The 19,467-nt window shown below is 51.9% G+C and carries 16 protein-coding genes; 3 read left to right on the top strand and 13 right to left on the bottom strand.

Translation table 11 applies throughout. The annotated features are described in order from the left end of the window. Window positions 1–8: 8 nt before the first annotated feature. Both addA and FYJ53_RS15600 read right to left on the bottom strand, forming a co-directional pair. Window positions 9–3,581, bottom strand: coding sequence for a helicase-exonuclease AddAB subunit AddA (gene addA / locus FYJ53_RS15595; protein WP_154557464.1), 3,573 nt, complete (start codon window positions 3,579–3,581; stop codon window positions 9–11). After that, on the bottom strand, window positions 3,568–6,939 hold the full coding sequence (locus tag FYJ53_RS15600) for a PD-(D/E)XK nuclease family protein (protein ID WP_148427411.1): 3,372 nt from the start codon (window positions 6,937–6,939) through the stop codon (window positions 3,568–3,570). Before FYJ53_RS15600 ends, addA begins: the two co-directional genes overlap by 14 nt. A gap of 273 nt (window positions 6,940–7,212) precedes the next feature. Here FYJ53_RS15600 and FYJ53_RS15605 point away from each other — a divergent pair, with 273 nt between their 5' ends. The 3 genes from FYJ53_RS15605 to glpK are packed head-to-tail and all read left to right on the top strand — an operon-like array spanning window position 7,213 to window position 10,833. Further along, on the top strand, window positions 7,213–7,788 hold the full coding sequence (locus FYJ53_RS15605; RefSeq protein ID WP_187367884.1) for a glycerol-3-phosphate responsive antiterminator: 576 nt from the start codon (window positions 7,213–7,215) through the stop codon (window positions 7,786–7,788). A 4-nt stretch (window positions 7,789–7,792) separates the two neighbouring features. Continuing rightward, window positions 7,793–9,328: an amidohydrolase gene (locus FYJ53_RS15610; protein ID WP_154557465.1), complete on the top strand. Its 1,536-nt coding sequence runs from the start codon at window positions 7,793–7,795 to the stop codon at window positions 9,326–9,328. Window positions 9,329–9,339: 11 nt separating this feature from the next. After that, window positions 9,340–10,833 carry a glycerol kinase GlpK gene (glpK, locus tag FYJ53_RS15615; RefSeq protein WP_154557466.1) on the top strand — a complete coding sequence of 498 codons (1,494 nt, stop codon included), beginning with the start codon at window positions 9,340–9,342 and terminating at the stop codon, window positions 10,831–10,833. 32 nt (window positions 10,834–10,865) lie between these two features. Here the strand turns inward: glpK and FYJ53_RS15620 are convergent, their stop codons facing one another. The 11 genes from FYJ53_RS15620 to FYJ53_RS15670 form a co-directional block, all read right to left on the bottom strand. After that, a complete protein-coding gene (locus FYJ53_RS15620) occupies window positions 10,866–11,357 on the bottom strand; it encodes a hypothetical protein (RefSeq protein WP_154557467.1) in 492 nt (163 codons plus the stop codon). Between the two features lie 138 nt (window positions 11,358–11,495). Next, a complete protein-coding gene (locus FYJ53_RS15625; protein ID WP_154557468.1) occupies window positions 11,496–11,648 on the bottom strand; it encodes a hypothetical protein in 153 nt (50 codons plus the stop codon). Beyond that, window positions 11,620–11,982 carry a hypothetical protein gene (locus tag FYJ53_RS15630; RefSeq protein WP_148427402.1) on the bottom strand — a complete coding sequence of 121 codons (363 nt, stop codon included), beginning with the start codon at window positions 11,980–11,982 and terminating at the stop codon, window positions 11,620–11,622. Before FYJ53_RS15630 ends, FYJ53_RS15625 begins: the two co-directional genes overlap by 29 nt. Window positions 11,983–12,059: 77 nt before the next feature. Next, entirely contained in the window at window positions 12,060–13,064 is a 1,005-nt protein-coding gene (gene trpS / locus FYJ53_RS15635; protein ID WP_148427400.1) for a tryptophan--tRNA ligase, read from the bottom strand. Window positions 13,065–13,093: 29 nt separating this feature from the next. After that, window positions 13,094–13,903, bottom strand: coding sequence for a glutamate racemase (gene murI, locus FYJ53_RS15640; protein ID WP_148427398.1), 810 nt, complete (start codon window positions 13,901–13,903; stop codon window positions 13,094–13,096). A gap of 24 nt (window positions 13,904–13,927) precedes the next feature. Continuing rightward, window positions 13,928–14,506, bottom strand: a complete 579-nt coding sequence (locus FYJ53_RS15645; RefSeq protein WP_148427395.1) for a xanthine phosphoribosyltransferase — start codon at window positions 14,504–14,506, stop codon at window positions 13,928–13,930. 182 nt (window positions 14,507–14,688) lie between these two features. Beyond that, window positions 14,689–16,773 (bottom strand): elongation factor G, encoded by a 2,085-nt coding sequence (gene fusA, locus FYJ53_RS15650; RefSeq protein WP_013379149.1) that lies wholly within the window; start codon window positions 16,771–16,773, stop codon window positions 14,689–14,691. Window positions 16,774–16,980: 207 nt separating this feature from the next. Beyond that, window positions 16,981–17,733 carry a SigB/SigF/SigG family RNA polymerase sigma factor gene (locus tag FYJ53_RS15655; protein WP_013379147.1) on the bottom strand — a complete coding sequence of 251 codons (753 nt, stop codon included), beginning with the start codon at window positions 17,731–17,733 and terminating at the stop codon, window positions 16,981–16,983. A 1-nt stretch (window position 17,734) separates the two neighbouring features. Next, entirely contained in the window at window positions 17,735–18,175 is a 441-nt protein-coding gene (locus FYJ53_RS15660) for an ATP-binding protein (protein WP_013379146.1), read from the bottom strand. 2 nt (window positions 18,176–18,177) lie between these two features. Beyond that, window positions 18,178–18,489, bottom strand: a complete 312-nt coding sequence (locus tag FYJ53_RS15665; protein WP_013379145.1) for an STAS domain-containing protein — start codon at window positions 18,487–18,489, stop codon at window positions 18,178–18,180. A 268-nt stretch (window positions 18,490–18,757) separates the two neighbouring features. Next, a complete protein-coding gene (locus FYJ53_RS15670; RefSeq protein WP_148427393.1) occupies window positions 18,758–19,369 on the bottom strand; it encodes a bile acid 7-alpha dehydratase in 612 nt (203 codons plus the stop codon). Window positions 19,370–19,467: the final 98 nt, after the last annotated feature.

Genomic DNA, 19,467 nt, shown 5'->3' on the forward strand with positions numbered 1-19,467 from the left:
CTTATTTTTTACCGGTCCACCTTTATCTGCTCTCCCATGGCCACCAGGCAGAGAATCCGCTCGGCAACGGGCATACCGGTCAGGTTTGCCAGGGCTTCGGCGTAGAAATTAATCTGAAGACGGTACTGGTCAATGAGCTGTTTCCGGCTGGCTTCACCAAAGTAGCGGTCAGTCTTGTAGTCTAACAAAATCCATTTTCCATTTTCCTCAAAGCAGCAGTCAATCATCCCCTGCACTACCAGCGGGGTATCAGCATGCTGCCAGTCCGGCAGCACCTTTCTGGGGTCATACTGGTAATTGAAGGGCACCTCCCGCCGCACACGCTCTGCGGCCAGCATGCGCCTTCCCAGCTCAGACTGGAAAAACCTGCGGATGACCTCAAGGTCGATGGTCTCAGCCAGCTCTGGCAGTAGGAGTTCTTCGGTGACGAGCCTTTGCCGCTCCTCCGTAAGCAATCCATCAAGGGCCCCGGTATCCGCTGCCACAGCGCGCAGTTTATCAAGGGGCAGGCTCTGCATCATAAAATGCAGGGCGGTTCCCTTTTCTGCGCCGGTAATTTCCCGGGCATCGGCCACCATAAAGGACGGCAGCGCCACACGTTCAGGGATTTCTGGAACGCCCAGGGCCTCGGCCTGGATTCTCAGCCGTTTGACCTCGGTGACGGTCATTTTACCTGGCAGCTCCTGTTGTCCCTCAAAGGGATAGCGGTAGCTCAGGCGGCGGCAGACCTCCTGCCACATGGCCTCTGAGGGCGCCTGGGCCTCCTCCATCAGCTCCTCGACCGTATCCTCTGAGACATGGTGCTTCAGGCTCTGCTCAGCCGTATAAAAATAGACATCGTAGCTTGGCAGACTCAGGTGGCGCCGTTTTTCCTCCCCGGCGATTTCCGGCGCGCTGTTTCTTAAAAGCGCCTGCATGATCCAATCCAAAAGCCCGCCCGCTTTCTTGAGGTGATACAGATCGCCTGGGCCTGACCAGGCGGTCAGCCTGGATTCCAGATTTTTGACCATGCCCACCACCACCAGGCTTTCACGGGCGCGGGTCATGGCGACATAGAGCAGCCGCATTTCCTCGGACAGGGTTTCCATCTCGTTTTTTTCAAGGCAGATGTTCTTGGCCAGTGTGGGCATTTTTGCCCTCAGCTCCAGATTAATGTAATCCGGACAGATGCCCAGATCCTTGTGGAACAGGATATCCCGGTTGCGGGTGCGCTTGTTGAACAGCTTGCCAGTACCAGACAGAAAAACCACTGGAAACTCCAGCCCCTTGCTCTTGTGGATGGTCATGATGCGCACCACATTCTCGCTCTCACTGAGCACACCAGGCGGCGACAAATCGTACTTGTGCTTTTTCATGCGCTCGATAAACCGGATAAAATAGAACAGGCCGCGCAGGGTGGAGCGCTTATAGTCTTCGGCGCGTTTCAGGAGCACCCGCAGATTATTCTGCCGCTGCTCGCCGCCGGGCAGAGCGCCCACAAAATGGTAGTAGCCTGTGTCCAGGTACAGCTTCCATAAAAAATCCTCGATGTCCATGACCCGCGAATCCCACTGCCAGGCGTCAAGCCTTTGGTAGAAGGCTTTCAGCTTGGCAGCCAGCGCGTCCTCGCGCTCATCTTTGTATTTTTCCGCTGCGGCGTAGTAGCTTCCCTCTTTTTGAAACAGGCGGATTTCGGTGCACTCTTCGGTGTCAAAATCGCCGATTGGCGAGGTCATCACGCTGAGCAGGGGCAGGTCCTGATGGTGGTTGTCAATGAGATTCAGAAGGTTCATGATCACACCGATTTCCATGGACTCGTAATACTGCTCGCCGCCGTCAAAATAGGCGGGAATCCCCAGCTCTGAAAAGATTTTGGCGTAGACATCGCCCCGGCCGGCCACTGAACGCATCAGCACGCCGATATCACGGTACTGAAGCAGGCGTTCTTCGCCGGTTTTGGTGTCATAAAAAGGCTTGCCCACCCGGCTCTGTATTTCCCGGGCAATGAACCGCGCCTCCATCTCCACTGCGGGCATCTCGCCCACAATGGGGTCGGTATCCTCATCGGTTTTATTTTCGATGACATGCACCTGGGTTTTGACATAGGGCCCCTCATTATCCAGTCCCTTGTAAAGACGCGCCCGTTCATCATACGCGATCTCGCCCAGCGCTGGGCTCATAATGGCCTCAAACACTGTGTTGACGCCGTCCACCACGCCCTGGCAGCTTCTGAAGTTCTGGCTCAGGGTAATGAGGTCGTTGAGCGCGTCGGTCTCCTGGCTGAAGGCGCGGTATTTTCCGATGAAAATCGTGGGGTCAGCCAGACGGAAGCGGTAAATGCTCTGTTTGACGTCCCCGACCATAAAGTAATTATCGTCCCGGACAATCCGCTTGATGATGGCCTCCTGCATATCGTTGGTATCCTGGTATTCGTCCAGAAATACGTACGCATACTGCTCGCGCACCTCGGCCGCAATGGCTGGATTCTCTAAAATGCGCAGAGTGCTCTGCTCAAGGTCGTTGAAATCCAGCAGGTTTTTTTCCGCCTTTTTAAACTGATACTTTTTCTGGAAATCCCTTGTCAGCCCCACCAGGTCTTCCATGGGGCGTTTCATCTCCGCCAGCTGGGCAAGAGCCTCTGTGAGGTCAAGATTCAGCCGTTTCTGCAGTCCCTGAATAATGCCCTTGGCTTCGTTTCGCAGATCCTTGATGTGGTCGCTGGTCTCGGCGTCGGCTTTTTTATTGCCACTGTAGCGGGCAAAGCGGATACCGGAAAGGGCGTTTCTAAAATCGTCATAACCCTCCTCCAGCGCGTCAATGGCAAGCCCCACCGCAAAGAAATCCTCCTGAAGCTGGGCGGCGGTTTTCTCAAAGCCCTCGGTGTCCCGGCACAGGGCGTATGCGCTCTCCAAAAGCTCATACGCCCCCTCCATATCGGTGCGGATCAGGCTGTCCAGCTCCCGCCCCCAGGGGCTTTGCCAAAAGCCCTCAGCGTCCAGCTCAAAATAGGACAGGGCCCGCGCGCACCACGCCTCAGAATCCGGCTGCGTCACGAGAAAATAGTGGAAATTTTCCACCAGACTCTTGAGCTCCCGGTCGTCCCGGTTGCCGGTAAACATATCCACCAGGCGGCTGAAGGGTGTCTCGCCATCTGCTGGTATCTCCTGGTATTTTTCCTCAAAGAGGTCCTCCAGGGCTTCCTGAACCATGATGGAGAGCTCGGTCTCGTTGCCCAGCTTAAATTCCGGGTCGATGCCGCCCTCCTGAAAGTAGTCCCTGACCAGACGGCTGCAAAAAGCATGAAGGGTGGAGATGGAGGCCGCGCCCAAGCGGCTGATCTGCGCGATGACAAAATCCGAATCCACGTCCTCCTTCTCAAGCTCCGCCATGAGAGCAGCGCTCAGCCGCTCCTTCATTTCCGCTGCCGCGGACCGCGTAAAGGTAAGCACCAGCAGGGCATCCACACTGGTCTTTTCCTCCACCACAATACGGCGAATACGCTCGATGAGCAGCGCTGTTTTGCCCGAGCCGGCCGCCGCGGATACCAGCAGGTTTTTTTTTCTGGTCTCAATGGCTCTCAGCTGATCCTCAGTCCATCTCATTGTCTTTTCCTCCTTCCTTTATTTTCTGGATAAACTCATCCCTCGGAATGCTGGTGCGCAGCACATCATAGGACGCCTTGCCGATGCTCTCATCGAACTGGCAGATACCCTTGTAAGGACAATACTCGCAGCCGGTTTCCTTGCCCTTTTTATAGGGGCGGACCGCAATATCGCCGCCCAGTATTTTTTCGGTCATCTCGATAATCACGCGCTTCACGTAGTCCAGCAGATCCTCAAACTCATCCCGGCTCAGCCTGGAGTTCCGGGATTTCAGGCTGATGACCTCAGAATCCTTATCGGCCTCTGCATCCATGGCCTTGGTGAAACGCGGGTCATCCAGATAGATGCCGTTAAGCTTAAAGGAATCGTTGAGGGCCGCGGTCAGTGTTTCCGGGTCGAGCTTGTTTACCTGGAGCATGGGATCGTCCACATGAAAATAGAAGGTGCCGCCTGGTATCAGGTTATCGCCCTCCAGAACCTCAAGCCCGGCCTCCATGTAGACAGCTAGCTGAAGCGACAGGCCGTAATAAATCTCCGCCAGATTCAGGGTCTTGTTGCCGGATTTATAGTCAATGACCTTCACAAAGGTGTCGCCCTCGCGCTGGTAGACGTCGATGCGGTCAATGACGCCGCGTACCCTAACAGTCTCCTCAAAGCTCGGCAGCTCCAAAATCTGGCTGAACTGCTGCTCACTGTATTTAAAGTCAAATTCACCGCGGCGCATATGGTCCACCAGCACACGGACCGTGCGCTTGCTCACCCGGCGCAGCTTGCGGCCGAGATACTGGTACTGGCCTGTGCTGTTAAACACCTGATGCCTTACCTGCGGCAGGGTTTCATCCAAAATGGCGTCCACCATGGCGTCGGTCTTTTCCTGACTCAGATCCTTGACGGAAACCTGCTCCCGCTCAGCCTCCTTATAGACCGCGTCGATGAGATGATGCAGCACGGTGCCGATGTCCGGCGGCTCGACCTCGTATTCCTGTCTGGGCACGGGCCTCAGGCCATAGGCCACATAGTGGGAGAAGGGACACTTGCGGTAGAGCTCCAGACGTGACACGCTGGCCTGAATGGGCGGCTCAAAAAGACGGATGGCCTGCCCCTGGCTCAGACGGTCATCCACACCATCGTAATCCAGAGCCTCCTGAATCTGCCGGAAGGCTTTGTGATAACGGGCGTCTTCATCATACCATTTACCGACAGCCTGCCAGAGACGCTTGGTCTCCTCTGGCATCACCGTGCCCTTTCCATAGCGCAGCTCCCGCAGATGGTCGATAAGGCTTGAGATGGTGCCTCTCGGGGTCGCCACGGCTTCCCATTCCTTTGAGAGGGTGTTTTCCAGAGCGCTTGTAACGGTCAGCTTTGGAAAAACCGCCTGTATCCTGGGGATGAGCGGCGATACCGGAATGGTGCTGCCCTCGGCGTCCGCCATGGAATAGGACAGGTACAGATAATCGCTGGGCGCGGCGAAAAGGCTGTAGAGCAGAAAATCCTCCTGGGCCCGTCTGAAATCACTGTTGTCCTGGAACACCATCTCCTGTTTTCGCAGCTGACTGCGCTCACGCTCCGACAAAAGGTTGAAGGAGGGGCTGTTGGCCGGGATGACGCCCTCATTCATGCCAAAGACCAGCAGGGCCTTCATCTCAGAATGGCGGCTGCGCATCAGGTCGGTGATGTTGACCACATCCTGGCGGTTTGGGATTACGCCCACGGTGTAGGACTGGAAGCCCCCGCTCAGCACCGAAATGTATTCCTCCAGGGTGGTGCTCTCACCACCCATGGTGCTGTTGATCTGGTCAAACACCTCCATGAGAATGTTCCAGATCTGGTTGTAAAGGCCCATGCTGTCAAAATCGCCCCGCTCCCGCAGCGCTTCGCTCAGACCGTCAATGGTTTCCGGCGCTTTGATATCCTCTAAAAAACGCACCAGACTTCTGGTCTTATCCGCATAGGTTCTTGATTTTCTCAGGCTTTTGCGCAGCGTCATAAAAGGGGCCATGAGCCGCTCACGGCTCGCGTTCAGCGCCTCCAAAGACACCGCCTCATTGGCGCTTGGGCGATCAAAGGGCTTCTCCCAGGCGCTTCCGCGGATGCCATACTCGATCACATAGTTCTCAAGCTCCTGGGCTTCCTCTGGCGTGATGGGCGCAAACCCGGTTTTGACAAAGGTGAAGATATCCTCATAGGCATAGTGGCTCCGGTTTGTCTCAAGGGCTGCCAGCACCGCCTCCAGAAAGTTGTTCTCTGTGACCTTTTTCACATCGTCCATAAAAAAGGGGATGCCATACTCCGAAAAGGCCCGCTTGATGGCGCCTCCGTAGGTCTCCATATCGCCGGCGAGCACCACGATATCCTGATAGCGGAAGTCCCGCTCCCGCACCAGCTCCACGATTTTCTGAGCGCCCTTTTCCACTTCGTTCCAGATGTTTTTACACTGAACCACCGCCAGATCCCCAGGCTCCTTTTTATAAGGCCGGGGCCGCAGTGCAAAGAGATTCTGCTCCAGATAGTCAAGACCTGAAACCGCCGGACGCACTGCTGCCTCCAGATTGACGATCTCCGCCTCAAAACCCAGATCATTGGCCATTTTCTCAATCCGCTTCAGCGTCTCGCCGGGCACATAAAAGGCCGGCGCATCCGGCGCATTCTTATCCGGGTCCAGGGTCAGGGTTATGGTCACACAGTCCGCCTTGGCGGCCAGGGCCTCGATGATCCGGAAATCCTGGTTAGAGAAGGTGTGGAAGCCGTCGATCCAGATCAGGGAGCGCTCCAGATAATCGGACTTTGGAATCTGGGCGCACAGAAGCTTTGCCCGGTCGTCACCGTCAATCCGCTCACCTCCCAGCAGCTTTGTGTAGGCGCCGTAAATTTTCCGGATATCCTTCAGCTTCTGGCTGAGAATCCGCCCTTCACCCACCTCGCTCTCAGCAGTCTCCAGATCCTCTGGCGTGATCTCACTCTGCTTAAGCTCGCTGATAAACGCGCAGATATTTTCCAGAAAGCCCAGCTTTCCCGCGCTTCTGCGGTAAACCGACAGCTCCTTCTGCACCTCACGGATGCTCTTCTGCAAAAGCATCTGCTTGCCGTGCTCGTCCACAAAGGTTTTGGCAATGCCGCCTACCTCACTGAGAACCCGGTATTCCAGACGCTTAAAGCTGAGCACATCCGCGCCCAAAAGCCCCGGAAGGCGGTTATAGGCCATGAGCTCCCGCTCTGCCCCCAGGGTAAACTGCTCCGGCACCACCAGGTACATTTTGCTCCTGCCCCGCTGCAGCCGGGCGCCGATCTCCTCATAAATATAGTCACTTTTATTAATATGCAAACGGCCTTCCCGGCCGACAATCACTCTGATTCGCATGCTGCACCTCCTGCGCAGTTAGTTTTACAAGTGGCTTTATTATACCATTTTAATATTAGGGATGTCCTAAAAAAATCCCGGGAGGTAACTTTTCGTTACGCCCTTATTTCTGAATTTGGATAAAAGAGTTGACATCGTTTAAAAAATCCGATACAATGAGAAAAAGAATCAATTAGGATTGTGCAGATGAGATAAATCCGTATTGCAGCTTTGCTTAAGAAACAGCAGGGTGTGATGCGGATTTTTTGTATTCATTTTATGGAGGAGTTAAAAGTGTTAAACCTGCAAACACCCCTGCCGGTCATTATTCCGGCCATTTCCAATACCGCCGACCTCGTTGCCTTTCTGGACAGCTACGCTGATCCCTGGGTCATGGTAAAACTTGGCGATATCAATACCCTGCCCAATATTGTCCGCCGTGTTCACGAAAAACGAAAAAAAATCATTGTGCATCACGATTCCATAAACGGCCTGAGCACAGACCGCACCAGTGTCCGTTACCTTGCCAATATCGGCGTTGACGCGGTTAACACAACCAGGCTTCACTGCATCAGCACCATACAAAGCGAAAAAATGCTGGCCGTTTTAGGGCTTTTTATCATTGACAGCAGCGCGGTCGCCAGCGCAGTGCGCGCCGTCAATGAAAATAAACCAGACTGCGCTCTGTTAATGCCCTCTTCTCTGCCAGGCCGCATTATCAGACAGATAAAATCAGAGACTGGCTGTCCCTTGTTCGGCGGAGGACTCTGTGCCAGCAGCGAAGAGCTGAACCTGCTCTTAAAGGCTGGCCTGGAAGGCGTTACCACCAGTGAGAAATCACTGTGGCATAATCAACAAAAGGAGGACTGAAAAAATGAATAATCTGGCCCTTATCGGCGGAAACATCATTACCATGGATGAACACCGCCCCTTCTGTGAGGCGGTTCTCATTGAAGATGGTAAGATTGCCGCCGCCGGCTGTTCCGAGGATATCAGGCGTCTGGCCGCAGAGCGGCATATTACCTGTATCGACTTAAAGGGGAAAACCGCAGTCCCCGGTCTCCATGACTGCCATGTACACGTCATGGGCACTGGACTCAACGCCATCGGCATCGACCTTTACGACTGCGCTTCGATCGCAGACGTCCTGGATAAAATTCAGGAGGCCTCACGGGACGGTGCTGCCGGCTGGGTTTACTGCACCCGGCTCGACGAGTCCCGTCTGGCCGAGAAACGGCCGCCGACCGCAGCAGAAATTGACGCGGTTGTCCCAGACCGGGGCGTCTACATTGTGGACCGCGGACTGCACTACACCCTGGTCAATACCCTGGCCTTTAACGAAATCGGTTTTGACGGAACCGAGCACGGCCTGGTAAAAGACCCTTCCGGCCGCGTTACCGGACGTCTGCACGACAAAGCCAACGGCAGAGCTCGCTCCTATTTCTATGAGAAAATGACCGACGCCCAACGGGCGGATATGCTAAACCACACGGCCTCTGAGGCTGTCAAAAAGGGGATCACCACCATTCACGCCATGGAGGGCGGCGATATGTTTTCGGATAAGGATATTCCTGTTTTTCTTGAAAACCAGAGCCGCTTTCCCCTCGATATCCGCATCTACTGGGATACCGAAAACATCCAGAATATTCTGGACCACCACCTGCCTGCTGTCGGAACCGATCTTTTGCTGGATGGCTCCATCGGCTCCCGGACCGCGGCCTTCACGCAGCCTTATACCGACGCGCCGAATACCTGCGGCGAAATTTATTTTACCGAGGACTTTGTGGTCAACCATATCACAAAAGCCCATCAGAACAAGCTTCAGACCGGTTTTCACGCCATTGGCCAGCGCGCTGTGACCTTTGTGCTGGACTGCCTGGAAAAATCACTGGCGCTGTGCCCCTGCACAGACCACCGCTTCCGCATCGAGCATTTTGGATTTCCAGACAAGCGTGATATTGAGCGCGCCGCCCGGCTGGGCGTTGTGATCTCAACTCAGCCCTCCTTTACCTATCTGCGGGGCGGCCCGGGCAGCGTCTATAACCTCCGTCTCGGCGATGAACGGGAGCGCCGGGGCTACCCGCTTTCCACCTTTGTGGCGGCAGGCATTCCCGTTGGCGGCGGCTCCGATTCCGGCGTCACGCCCATGGATCCTGTCTTAGGCCTCCACGCGGCAGTCAACCAGTCTTATCCTGAAAACAGCGTGGATATCCAGAGCGCGCTGCGGATGTTTACCCTTGACGCTGCCTACTGCGCCTTTGAAGAAAATCAAAAGGGCAGCATCACACCCGGAAAACTGGGAGACCTCACTGTTCTGTCGGGTAACCCTTACACCATAGCCTCAGATAAGCTCAAAGAGCTTGAGGTATGTATGACTATTAAAAACGGAAAAATTGTTTATCAAAAATAAAGGAGACCATGATGAAAAAGTATATTTTAGGCATTGACCAGGGCACCACCGGCACACGCGCCATCATTTTTGACCAGGATGTCAATATTATTTCCTCTGCATACAGCGAGTTTACCCAATATTTCCCACAGCCTGGCTGGGTAGAGCATGACGCCATGGAAATTTATGAGATCACCCTGAAAATGATGCGGCAGGCCATCTCAGAGGCACATCTCAAGCCCGAAAACATCGCGGGCATCGGCATTACCAACCAGCGTGAGACCACTGTATTCTGGGATAAAAACACCGGAATCCCCGCAGACCGCGCCATTGTCTGGCAGGACCGGCGCACCCTTCCGATCTGCGAAGCCCTGATCGAGAAGGATGGGCCGGCCATCGAAGACCGCACTGGTGTTACCATCATCCCCAATGACTCCGCCACCAAAATCCACTGGCAGCTGAAGAATAATCCCGAAATCCGCAGAGGTGTGGACGAAGGCAGGCTTATTTACGGAACCATTGATTCCTGGCTCACCTGGAAGCTGTCTGGCGGCAGGGCTCATGTCACCGACCCGTCAAACAGCGCGGTCACCCTGCTGCAAAACGCAAGAACCCTTGAGTATGATGAAGGTATCCTGAGCGAGCTGGAAATCCCACGGAGCATTCTGCCAGAAATCCGCAGCACCAGCGAAATCTATACCGCCACCGACCCAGCCCTGTTCGGCGGCGTTGAAATCCCCATCGCCGGGCTCATCGGCGACCAGCAGGGCGCAACCCTCGGCCAGGCCTGCTTTGAAAAGGGCATGGCCAAAAACACCTACGGCACCGGCTCCTTTATTCTGATGAATACCGGTGATGAGTACATACCGCCATCGGACGGGATCTTCTCGCCTGTGCTGTGGTCCATTGGCGGAAAGGCTGACTATGGGCTGGAAGGCCTGGTGGATGTCTCCGGCGCTGCCATCCAGTGGCTGCGTGACGGCCTGAACATCATCGAAGAAAGCGGTGAAGCTGAGGCCCTTGCCCGGCAGGTGGCAGACACAGCCGGCGTCTACTTTGTCCCGGCATTTGTGGGCCTGGGCGCCCCCTATTTCGATTCCTACGCCCGGGGCACCATCATCGGCATTTCCCGCGGCACCACCAAGCACCACATCGCCAGAGCCGCTCTGGAATCCATGGCTTTTCAGGTGCGGGACGCCTTTAAGGTCATGGAGCGCAAAGCCGGCATTCCGCTTAAAAAGCTCCGGGCCGACGGCGGCGGCGCCAAGAGCGATTTCATGCTTCAGTTTCAGGCCGACATTCTGGGAATTCCCGTTGAACGGCCAGCCATTACAGAAACCACCTGCCTCGGCGCTGCTTACTCCGCCGGTCTGGCCGTTGGCTATTGGGACTCCATTGAAGAAATTTCCAAATTCTGGAAAATCGACCGCAGCTTTGAGCCCGCCATCTCAGAAGAAGAGCGCGAAGAACGCTGCTTTAACTGGAACCGGGCCATTGAGCGCGCAGGCGGCTGGCTGAAACGCTAAATACTGAAAAATAGCCGGGACGTAACGAAAAATTACGTCCCGGCATTTGTTTTCTCAAAGATAATTTTTGTCTTATCGCCGTCAAAATTCGGTTTAAAAGGGCCAATGACAATGTACTTTACCTTTTCTTCGACAGGGCACTCAATGGTCAGCGCACATTCCTTTTCATCACCGTTGACGAAAAAGGTGCTGTCACTGTAGCCCCGGCCATCCTCGCTAACCGCTGTGATCTCTGCCTGGTCAAGAAAAGCCCTTGCCTGGGCCAGCTCACAGGCCATGGTGATTCTCAGGAAATCATCATAGATGCCGCGGCCGGATTTCTGCCCTTCCACAGCCGTCATATCATTAAACCGGATAGCGCCGCCGGTGCTGAAGGTATAAGTCTCATGAGTGTCGGCAGGAGCGGCGTTAAATTGCTCCGCAGTCCTCTCCAGATCACTCTGCGTTGTATCACCGCCGCAGCCGCCCAGAATCACAATGAAAAGCAGCGCAATGACGGCCAGAAGGCCCTGTTTTTTCCGCATGGTTTTTTCTCCTTCAGCTGTTTTTTTTATTCTATAATAGAAAAACCCCCAAATCAATACAGCTGTTTTGATTTTACCATAATAGCCTTTTATTTACGGTTTTATGCAGAGCGCCGGCTTTTTTCGGGTGTTCAGCACTCAGCACCCGTGGCGCTTCAGCCACTCAAGCTCCACCTCCCGGGCCTCCCGCATGCGGCGCCTTATAGTTCCGTCACTGTAGGGCACCGCGATGACCGCGCCGCCGTGATAGCTGATCTCATGGTCAAAGCGCCCGTTTTCGGGTTCCTTCATTGATTGAAAACCGATTGACAAACAAAGGACCCTCTGTCCGCTCAAAGACCATGAACGACAGACTGGGCCTGATGACAATCGGCAGCATGATTTTAGTCTCATTTTCAGGAACCAGGACCTCCCGCGCCATCCGCCTGCAATGCGGGACACTTACCATCAGGTGGGTCAGGATTGTTTCATAAAAGCTTTCCAGGTGGCCGTCAAAGAGCTGCTGTCCGCCGTCCGTCAAAGTGACGCGCACCCGGCTGGCCGGATAGCCCTCCACCTCCTCATAACAGGCAATCGGTCTTTCCAGAATGGCCGCACGCGCTTCATAGCTTGGTTCTCGCTTCATTTTCTTTACTCCTTTGCATTGTTAAAGTACTAACAGTAAAAAAGAACACGCGATATAATCGCATGTTCTTTTTTATTTTACAGATTAATAAACCCCGTTTTTTTACGAACCTTCATGAGGGTTTTATAGGCGATCTTTGAGGCTCTCTCGGCGTTTTGCTTCATGACGCTTTCCAGGTAGCCCTTATCGGCCAGCAGACGCTTGTACTCCTCCTGGATGGGGCGCAGGGTTTCTGCTACGCTCTCGCCCACAGCAAGCTTAAAATCGCCATAGCCCTTGCCCTCAAACTCCCTCTGGATTGCTTCAAGGCTGCGGCCAGTGGTGCAGTTATAGATTTCCATGAGGTTGGAGACACCGGGCTTATTTTCCCGGTCGTGGCGCACTTCGGTATCGGAATCGGTGACGGCGCGCTTAAACTTGCGGATAACCGTGTCGGGATCGTCTAAGAGCGAGACAAAGCCGTTGATATTCTCATCGGATTTGGACATCTTTCTGCCCGGCTCCTGCAGGCTCATGATACGCGCGCCCGTCTCCCCAAAATAGGGTTCTGGCAGCTTAAAGGTGGGGCTGAACTGCTGGTTGAAACGGAAAGCGATATCTCTTGCCAGCTCGACGTGCTGCTTCTGATCGTTGCCCACAGGGACCAGATCGGACTGGTATAACAAAATGTCGGCCGCCATGAGAACCGGGTAATCGAACAGGCCAACACGGATGTTATTGCCCTGTTTTTTGGATTTATCCTTGTACTGGGTCATACGGCTCAGCTCACCCATGTAGCTGAAGCAGTTGAGTATCCATGTCAGCTCGGTGTGGGCCGGCACATGGGACTGCACGTAAAGGATCGATTTATCCGGATCAATGCCCACAGCCATCAAAATGGCCAGGGATTCATAGGTACGGCGTCTTAAATCCGCCGGAACCTGCGGCACCGTGATGGCGTGCAGGTCAACCACGCAGTACAGGCAGTCGTAAGCCTCCTGCATGGGAACCCAGTTTTTCATGGCGCCAAAATAATTGCCGATGGTAAAGGTTCCTGATGGCTGTATGCCGCTGTATACAATTTTTTTTTCGGATGTTTCCATAGATGCTCCTCCTAATGGATTTAAAAGTTTTATTCGTCAATATCCAGCTGTTCCAGAGTCAGCTCGCTGCAGCCAAGGGCCAGCTGTTCAATCATATTCTCAAAGATCCTATAGTCCTTTTCCCCGCCAGTGGCGCAGATACGGGTCACGCCGTCGTACTTGCTTTCGTTAAAGGCATTGTTCTTCTCCAGATATTCCTTCAGCAGGGTGATCTGCTTGTCGGCCGGATCAATGATGCTGAGGCAGGGGTACATTTCCTCAATGGTTTTGCGGACAATGGGGAAATGGGTGCAGCCCAAAAGCAGGGCGCTGACGCGCTCCCTTTCAAAAATGGGATCGATGGCCTCTTTGATATTCTGGCGCAGCAACGCCAGCTCACCCGGGTGGTTATTAATCACATTGGCAAGGGTACGGGTCCCTTGGGTAATGTAGCGGAGCGCCTGCGTATGGCTGGACAAAATATGCTCATAGGTACCGTTTTTGACGGTGGCGGTGGTGGCAATGAGCCCAACCGCCCCTTCCTTCTGACGTTCGATGGTGGCCAGGCACCCGGCCTCCACAATACTGAATAAAGGCACATTTGCGTCGAGGCTTTCTATGAGTGAAGAAATGGTATTGCAGGCCAAAAGAATGGCCTTAACGCCCATATTCTCCAGAAAACGGATATCACTGTTGCCAAAGGCGATGATTTCCTCATTCTCCCGTTCTCCGTAGGGCATGCGTTTGGCATCGCCCAGATAGACGATGTTTTCTCTGGGCAGCTGCCGCTGCAGCTCCCGGAGGACGGTAAAACCGCCGATTCCTGAGTCGATTAAACCAATCGGACTGCTGTTTCCCATAAGCTTATCCCTTCAATTTAAGTATTAATCACGAAAGATAATGGTGCCATCCTCATGCATTTCATCGACAATGGCCAGTGATTCCAGCCGGATACCGGACGCGCGGATTTCTTTTCCGCCGTTCTGAAAGCCTTTTTCAATGGCGATGCCCACCCCCATCAACTGAGCGCCGGACTGTTTTACAATTTCCTCCAGCGCTTCTACGGCTTTGCCATTGGCCAGGAAGTCATCGATAATCAGAACCTTATCTTCGGGATTTAGATATTTTTTTGAAACCATGATCTGGTAGGTCTGCTGCTTGGTAAAGGAGTAAACCTCACTGGTATAGATATCCTTATCCAGGTTTAAGGATGCGTTTTTTTTGCCAAACACCACCGGGCAGTAGTCAAAATATTTGGCTGCCACTGCAGCAATGGCGATACCAGAGGTTTCGATGGTCAAAATTTTAGTGACTTCGACATTCTCAAACCGGCGCGCGAATTCCTCTCCCATGGCTTCAAAAAGCCGGATATCCAGCTGATGATTGAGAAATGAATCCACCTTCAATATATCTTTTCCAAGCGCATGTCCATCGTTCAAAATTTTATTCTTTAATAATTCCATTTACCCTTTTCTCTTTCTCGATTAACAAATCTTTTTTACATATTTATATATTATATCAATGACATGTACACATTGTCAAAAAAACTCTTATTTCATAAATTTTATGTTTTCAACCAGTTATCAACTATCAACTAAAAAAGCAGCGCATATTTCAGCGCTGCCTATAAATTCTAAATTTTATCTTACTTTTTTTCCTTCGCTGCCAATGCTTCGGCTACGACTTTTTCGGAGATGGTGGCCGGGGCTTCTTCGTAACGAACGTATTCCATTTCAAATTCGCCTCTGGCCTGGGTCATAGAGCGGAGCTCGGTGGCATATTTGAACAATTCTGCCAGCGGTGCTTCCGCGGTGATAACCTGTTTCCCGCCGTCGATGGGTTCCATGCCCATGATACGGCCGCGTTTTTTATTGAGGTCGCCCATGATATCGCCCATGTATTCTTCCGGAACGGTGATGGTCAGCTTGTAGATGGGTTCGAGCAGAACCGGTGAGGCTTCCTTCATCCCCTTGCGGTATGCCAGAGTGGCTGCCATCTTAAAGGACATTTCATCCGAGTCAACCGCATGGTAGGAGCCATCGTACAGGGTGGCCTTTACGCCGGTTACCGGATAGCCGGCCAGCACGCCTTCAACCATACAGTCCTGAAGGCCTTTTTCGACCGCCGGGATAAAGTTTCTCGGCACAGCGCCGCCAACGACCTTGTCGATAAAGACAAAATCATCATTTGGGGTATCGCCCGGTTCAAAGGTGACCCATACGTCACCGAACTGGCCGCTGCCGCCGGACTGTTTCTTATGACGGCCCTGAGCGCTGGCGGATTTACGGATGGTTTCACGGTACGGCACCTTCATGGGTTCAAGGTTTACGCCCACGCCGAATTTCTGCTGTAATTTATTGGAGATAACTTCCAGGTGCATTTCGCCAAGGCCTGAAAGCAATGTCTGCTTGGTTTCGTTATTGCGGTTAAAGCTCATGGTCGGATCTTCCTCGATCAGACGGTGGAGGCCAGTGGACAGCTTGTCGATGTCCGCTTTGGTTTTTGGTTCAATGGCCATTGAGATAACCGGTTTTGGGAATTCGATCTTGTCGTATACGATGGGGTCCTTGGGATCGCACAGGGTATCGCCGGTGACAGTAACCCCCAGCTTGGAGAAAGCACCGATGTCGCCTGCCAGTAAAGCCTCAATTTCGATCTGTTTGTTGCCGCGCAGCACATAGATGTGATTGGTCTTTTCCTTTGCTTCCTTGGTAGCGTTATAGACCTCGGTGGTAGCCTCGAGCACACCGGACATCACCTTAAAGATGGACAGCTTGCCGACAAACGGGTCAACAATGGTCTTAAATACCAGTGCTGAGAAGCTTTCGCTTGCGCCGCAGGCACGTTCGACTTCTTTTCCGTCTCTTGGGTCCTTGCCCATAACGGGCTTGGCATCTTTTGGTGACGGCAGATAGGCAATGATCATATTTTCCAGGGTTTCTACGCCGATATTCTGTACTGCGGAGGTACACAGAACCGGGATCAGGTCGCCGTCCAGCACGCCGGTGCGGATGCCGTGGTGGATTTCATCTTCGGTCAGCTCTTCGCCGTCAAAGTATTTTTCCATCAGCTCTTCACTGGTCTGGGCAACGGATTCCATGATCATTTCACGGAAAGGCTCCAGCTCTTCCTTCATATCTTCCGGTACTTCTACGTCAAAGCAGCGGTTGTCTTTTCTTTGGCTTCCTGTCATATCAACAATGTTGACGACGCCGCGCATGTCCTCACCTTCGCCCATGGGTAATTCAAAAGGAATGACCTTGTTGCCAAAGGCTTCCTTCAGGTTATCCATAACCTTGGCAAAGGTCGCGTTTTCGCGGTCCATTTTGTTGACCACAATGAAAGCGGGTACGTCAACCTTTGACAAAAGCTCAATAGCTTTTTCTGTACCTACCTGTACGCCGGCTAAAGCATCGACTACGATAACAACCGCATCTGCGACTCTCAGTGCTGCGTAGGCGTCCCCGATAAAATCAAAATAACCGGGTACATCGATGATGTTAATCTTGTGTCCACCATATTCTACTGGAATAATGGATGAAGAAATTGAGAACATTCTTCTCTTTTCTTCCGGATCAAAATCGGATAAGGTATTTCCTTCATCAACTCTGCCCATTCGGTCAATGGCACCTGCATTAAATGCCATTGCTTCTGTCAATGTTGTCTTGCCGCTTCCTCCATGTCCTAATAAAAGGATATTTCTGATGTTTTTGGTTGGATACGTTTTCATGCTTCTTCCCCCTTGCTAGATTCTTAAATGATTGCATTTTCTCGAAATCATTATTTTAAAAGGTTATTTTTCCCGAAAATGCGTTTGGTTTGTTGCATGTTACTATTTTATAATATTTTGCAGAAATTATCCACTAAAACTTGTAAAGAATTACAAAAAATTTTTAAAGGGGATCGAAATCCCCTTCTTGCCTTGTTTTTCTTAAGATTACAGGTTGGCTCTCAGCTTCTCCATAACCTTCTTTTCCAGACGGGATACCGTCATCTGTGATTTACCGATAATGGCGGCCACCTCCTTCTGGGTTTTTCCGTTATAATAACGCTCTTCGATGATCATCCGCTCGACTGGGTTCAGGCTTTCCAGGCGCTGGCGGAGGTCCTCGACATTTCCAATGTTTTCGATCCGTTCATCTTCTTCACCGATCAAATCTAAGAGCGTTGCTTCCTGTCCGTCTGCATTGCTTTCAAATTCTGTTGATAAGGATTTTGGATAAAAGACATTATTGCCTTCCATCGCTTCAATCACAGCTTCCTCAGTCACTTCCAGGTAGTCGGCTATCTCAGAGATTGTCGGTGTCTTCATGAGCTTATGCTCCAGGGTTGTCTTCGCCCGGTTAATCTCGCGGTTGAGCTCCTGAATCCTTCTCGGAACCCGGATAATCCACTGTTTGTCACGATAATATTTTTTAATTTCGCCGATGATGGTTGGTGATGCAAAGGTGTCAAATTCAAAGCCCCTGTCAGGGTCGTAGCGTTCGACCGCGTACATCAGGCCCAGACAGGCAACCTGATAAATATCTTCCACATCGTTGCTGCGGTAAGCGTATTTTTTGACCAGTAATTTAGGAATATACAGGAAATTCTCGATGAGGCGATCACGAATTTCCTTATCGCCTGTTTTCTTATATTCGATAAACAGCTTCTTTGATTCCTGTTTTGTCATTTGATTTGGATATTCCATCTTACGTCCTCAGGTATTTCACCATCGTGATACTGGTACCCATTCCTTTATTACTGACGATTTCTACCTCATCCATCAACGATTTAATAATAAACAGGCCAAAGCCGCCGGCCTGGTTGCCGGGCAGTTCCGGCTCACTGATGCTTTCAGGCTCATAGCCCTCACCACTATCTTCAACACGAATGGTAAGCTTGTCCTGATCAAGCTGATAATACAAGTCATAGCACTGCTCGCTGGAGCAGCCATGACGCAGGGCGTTCGTGCAGGCCTCAGAAACGGCGACCTTCAGGTCCTCTACCACATCGATCGAAAAGCCAACGATATTTCCGACCGATGCAACCGTCAAGCGCGCAAGGCTGACAAACTGCGGAAGACTCGGCAGGCTAATGTGAACTGTTTCTCCCTGCAAACTTCTGCATGTACTGCAACTCATTTCACTCATTGCTATTTTTCCTCCACAATACTAAAAATTTGATCGACACCGGTCAGCTGCAGCAGCTTGACAACATTTTTCTGGGGGTTGATCAGCGTCATGTTCAGATCTCTGCTCATGCTGCCCTTTCGCAGCTCAATCAGGATACCGATTCCTGTGCTGTCAATGTAAGACAGGTCTGTTAAATCCAGAAAAATATCTTTTGTATTTGCTTCGATCAATTTTTCGATGGGTTCCTTAAACTGCGTGGCAGTATAGATATCAACTTCTCCTGTAACACGTACACCTTCCCGGCCGTTTTCTAATTCACTTATTTCAAACATTATATCCTCCTCAACGAACATAGTCGAGCTGTTAACCAGCTCCTAATATGCATTCATTCAACATCACTGGGAATATTATACCCAAATTTCTCACTTTTTAAACTCAAAAATCAAAAATAATTCTTTTTTTAAAAGAAAAAGATCAATTTAAAAGCACAGGCTGCAGTACATTGATTCATTTTAACAGAAAAGCCTTAAAGTACCTTCAAGGCAGCAAAAAATACCCGGGACATAACCAGACGTTACGTCCCGGGTATTGGGAAGCGCCTTACGCTTCCGAAAGCCACTTTCCGCTCGATTCATAGAGAGCGTTCACCATTTCGGGCCGGTCGATCCCCGGCAGGTCATCGTAAAACGCCATGCCCGATTTTTCAAAGAAATAGCACAGAGCAGCATAAGACGGCCGATAGCCTTCCGGGTCAAAATCAAGGGGCTGCGGCGTACCAATGCAGTAAGCCGGCTCCACGGTGTCTTTCTCATAAATACCGGTCAACGATAAGATAAGCCAGCAGTCCCTCTCCCTTACCAGCCGGTAATGCAGCCGGGCGTAAGAGGTCAGGTCATACCACTGCCCCTGCAGCTTCTGGCGCATCTGTATACTGGTGATACATTCCGCCACGGCTCTGTCGCCATTGCAGCGGGCTACCAGATGATTGATTTTATGCGGTGCAAAACCTTTCATTTTTTCAGAAGCCTCAATAAAGCCCTGTCCGCTGCCCTTATACCAGGAAATACACACAGCTGATTCGGGGTGGAAGCATTTCTTCATCTCTATCCACAGACTCTGATCCCGACAGAACCGCTCAAAGATAACCAGCTCCTTTACCAAAAACAGATCTTTTTGCAGACTGTCATCCACATCATATAATCTTTTAAACATACATTTTACCTCATTTTGCTTTCTTTTAGTTTTTTGTAGATTAATTCCTAAATAATTCTATTTCCATCCCTGTTTTTATGCTATACTTTTGAGGGAGG

The sequence above is a fragment of the Eubacterium sp. BL-380-WT-2B genome (assembly GCF_009696115.1).
GTDB classification, from domain to species: Bacteria; Bacillota; Clostridia; order Eubacteriales; family Eubacteriaceae; genus Eubacterium; species Eubacterium callanderi.

What these genes read in the sequence shown, in the direction of transcription:
- addA (WP_154557464.1), bottom strand. Translation starts at nt 3,581, where the DNA reads ATGAGATGGACTGAGGATCAGCTGAGAGCCATTGAGACCAGAAAAAAA.
- FYJ53_RS15600 (WP_148427411.1), bottom strand. Translation starts at nt 6,939, where the DNA reads ATGCGAATCAGAGTGATTGTCGGCCGGGAAGGCCGTTTGCATATTAAT.
- FYJ53_RS15610 (WP_154557465.1), top strand. Translation starts at nt 7,793, where the DNA reads ATGAATAATCTGGCCCTTATCGGCGGAAACATCATTACCATGGATGAA.
- glpK (WP_154557466.1), top strand. Translation starts at nt 9,340, where the DNA reads ATGAAAAAGTATATTTTAGGCATTGACCAGGGCACCACCGGCACACGC.
- FYJ53_RS15620 (WP_154557467.1), bottom strand. Translation starts at nt 11,357, where the DNA reads ATGCGGAAAAAACAGGGCCTTCTGGCCGTCATTGCGCTGCTTTTCATT.
- FYJ53_RS15625 (WP_154557468.1), bottom strand. Translation starts at nt 11,648, where the DNA reads ATGAAGGAACCCGAAAACGGGCGCTTTGACCATGAGATCAGCTATCAC.
- FYJ53_RS15630 (WP_148427402.1), bottom strand. Translation starts at nt 11,982, where the DNA reads ATGAAGCGAGAACCAAGCTATGAAGCGCGTGCGGCCATTCTGGAAAGA.
- trpS (WP_148427400.1), bottom strand. Translation starts at nt 13,064, where the DNA reads ATGGAAACATCCGAAAAAAAAATTGTATACAGCGGCATACAGCCATCA.
- murI (WP_148427398.1), bottom strand. Translation starts at nt 13,903, where the DNA reads ATGGGAAACAGCAGTCCGATTGGTTTAATCGACTCAGGAATCGGCGGT.
- FYJ53_RS15645 (WP_148427395.1), bottom strand. Translation starts at nt 14,506, where the DNA reads ATGGAATTATTAAAGAATAAAATTTTGAACGATGGACATGCGCTTGGA.
- fusA (WP_013379149.1), bottom strand. Translation starts at nt 16,773, where the DNA reads ATGAAAACGTATCCAACCAAAAACATCAGAAATATCCTTTTATTAGGA.
- FYJ53_RS15655 (WP_013379147.1), bottom strand. Translation starts at nt 17,733, where the DNA reads ATGGAATATCCAAATCAAATGACAAAACAGGAATCAAAGAAGCTGTTT.
- FYJ53_RS15660 (WP_013379146.1), bottom strand. Translation starts at nt 18,175, where the DNA reads ATGAGTGAAATGAGTTGCAGTACATGCAGAAGTTTGCAGGGAGAAACA.
- FYJ53_RS15665 (WP_013379145.1), bottom strand. Translation starts at nt 18,489, where the DNA reads ATGTTTGAAATAAGTGAATTAGAAAACGGCCGGGAAGGTGTACGTGTT.
- FYJ53_RS15670 (WP_148427393.1), bottom strand. Translation starts at nt 19,369, where the DNA reads ATGTTTAAAAGATTATATGATGTGGATGACAGTCTGCAAAAAGATCTG.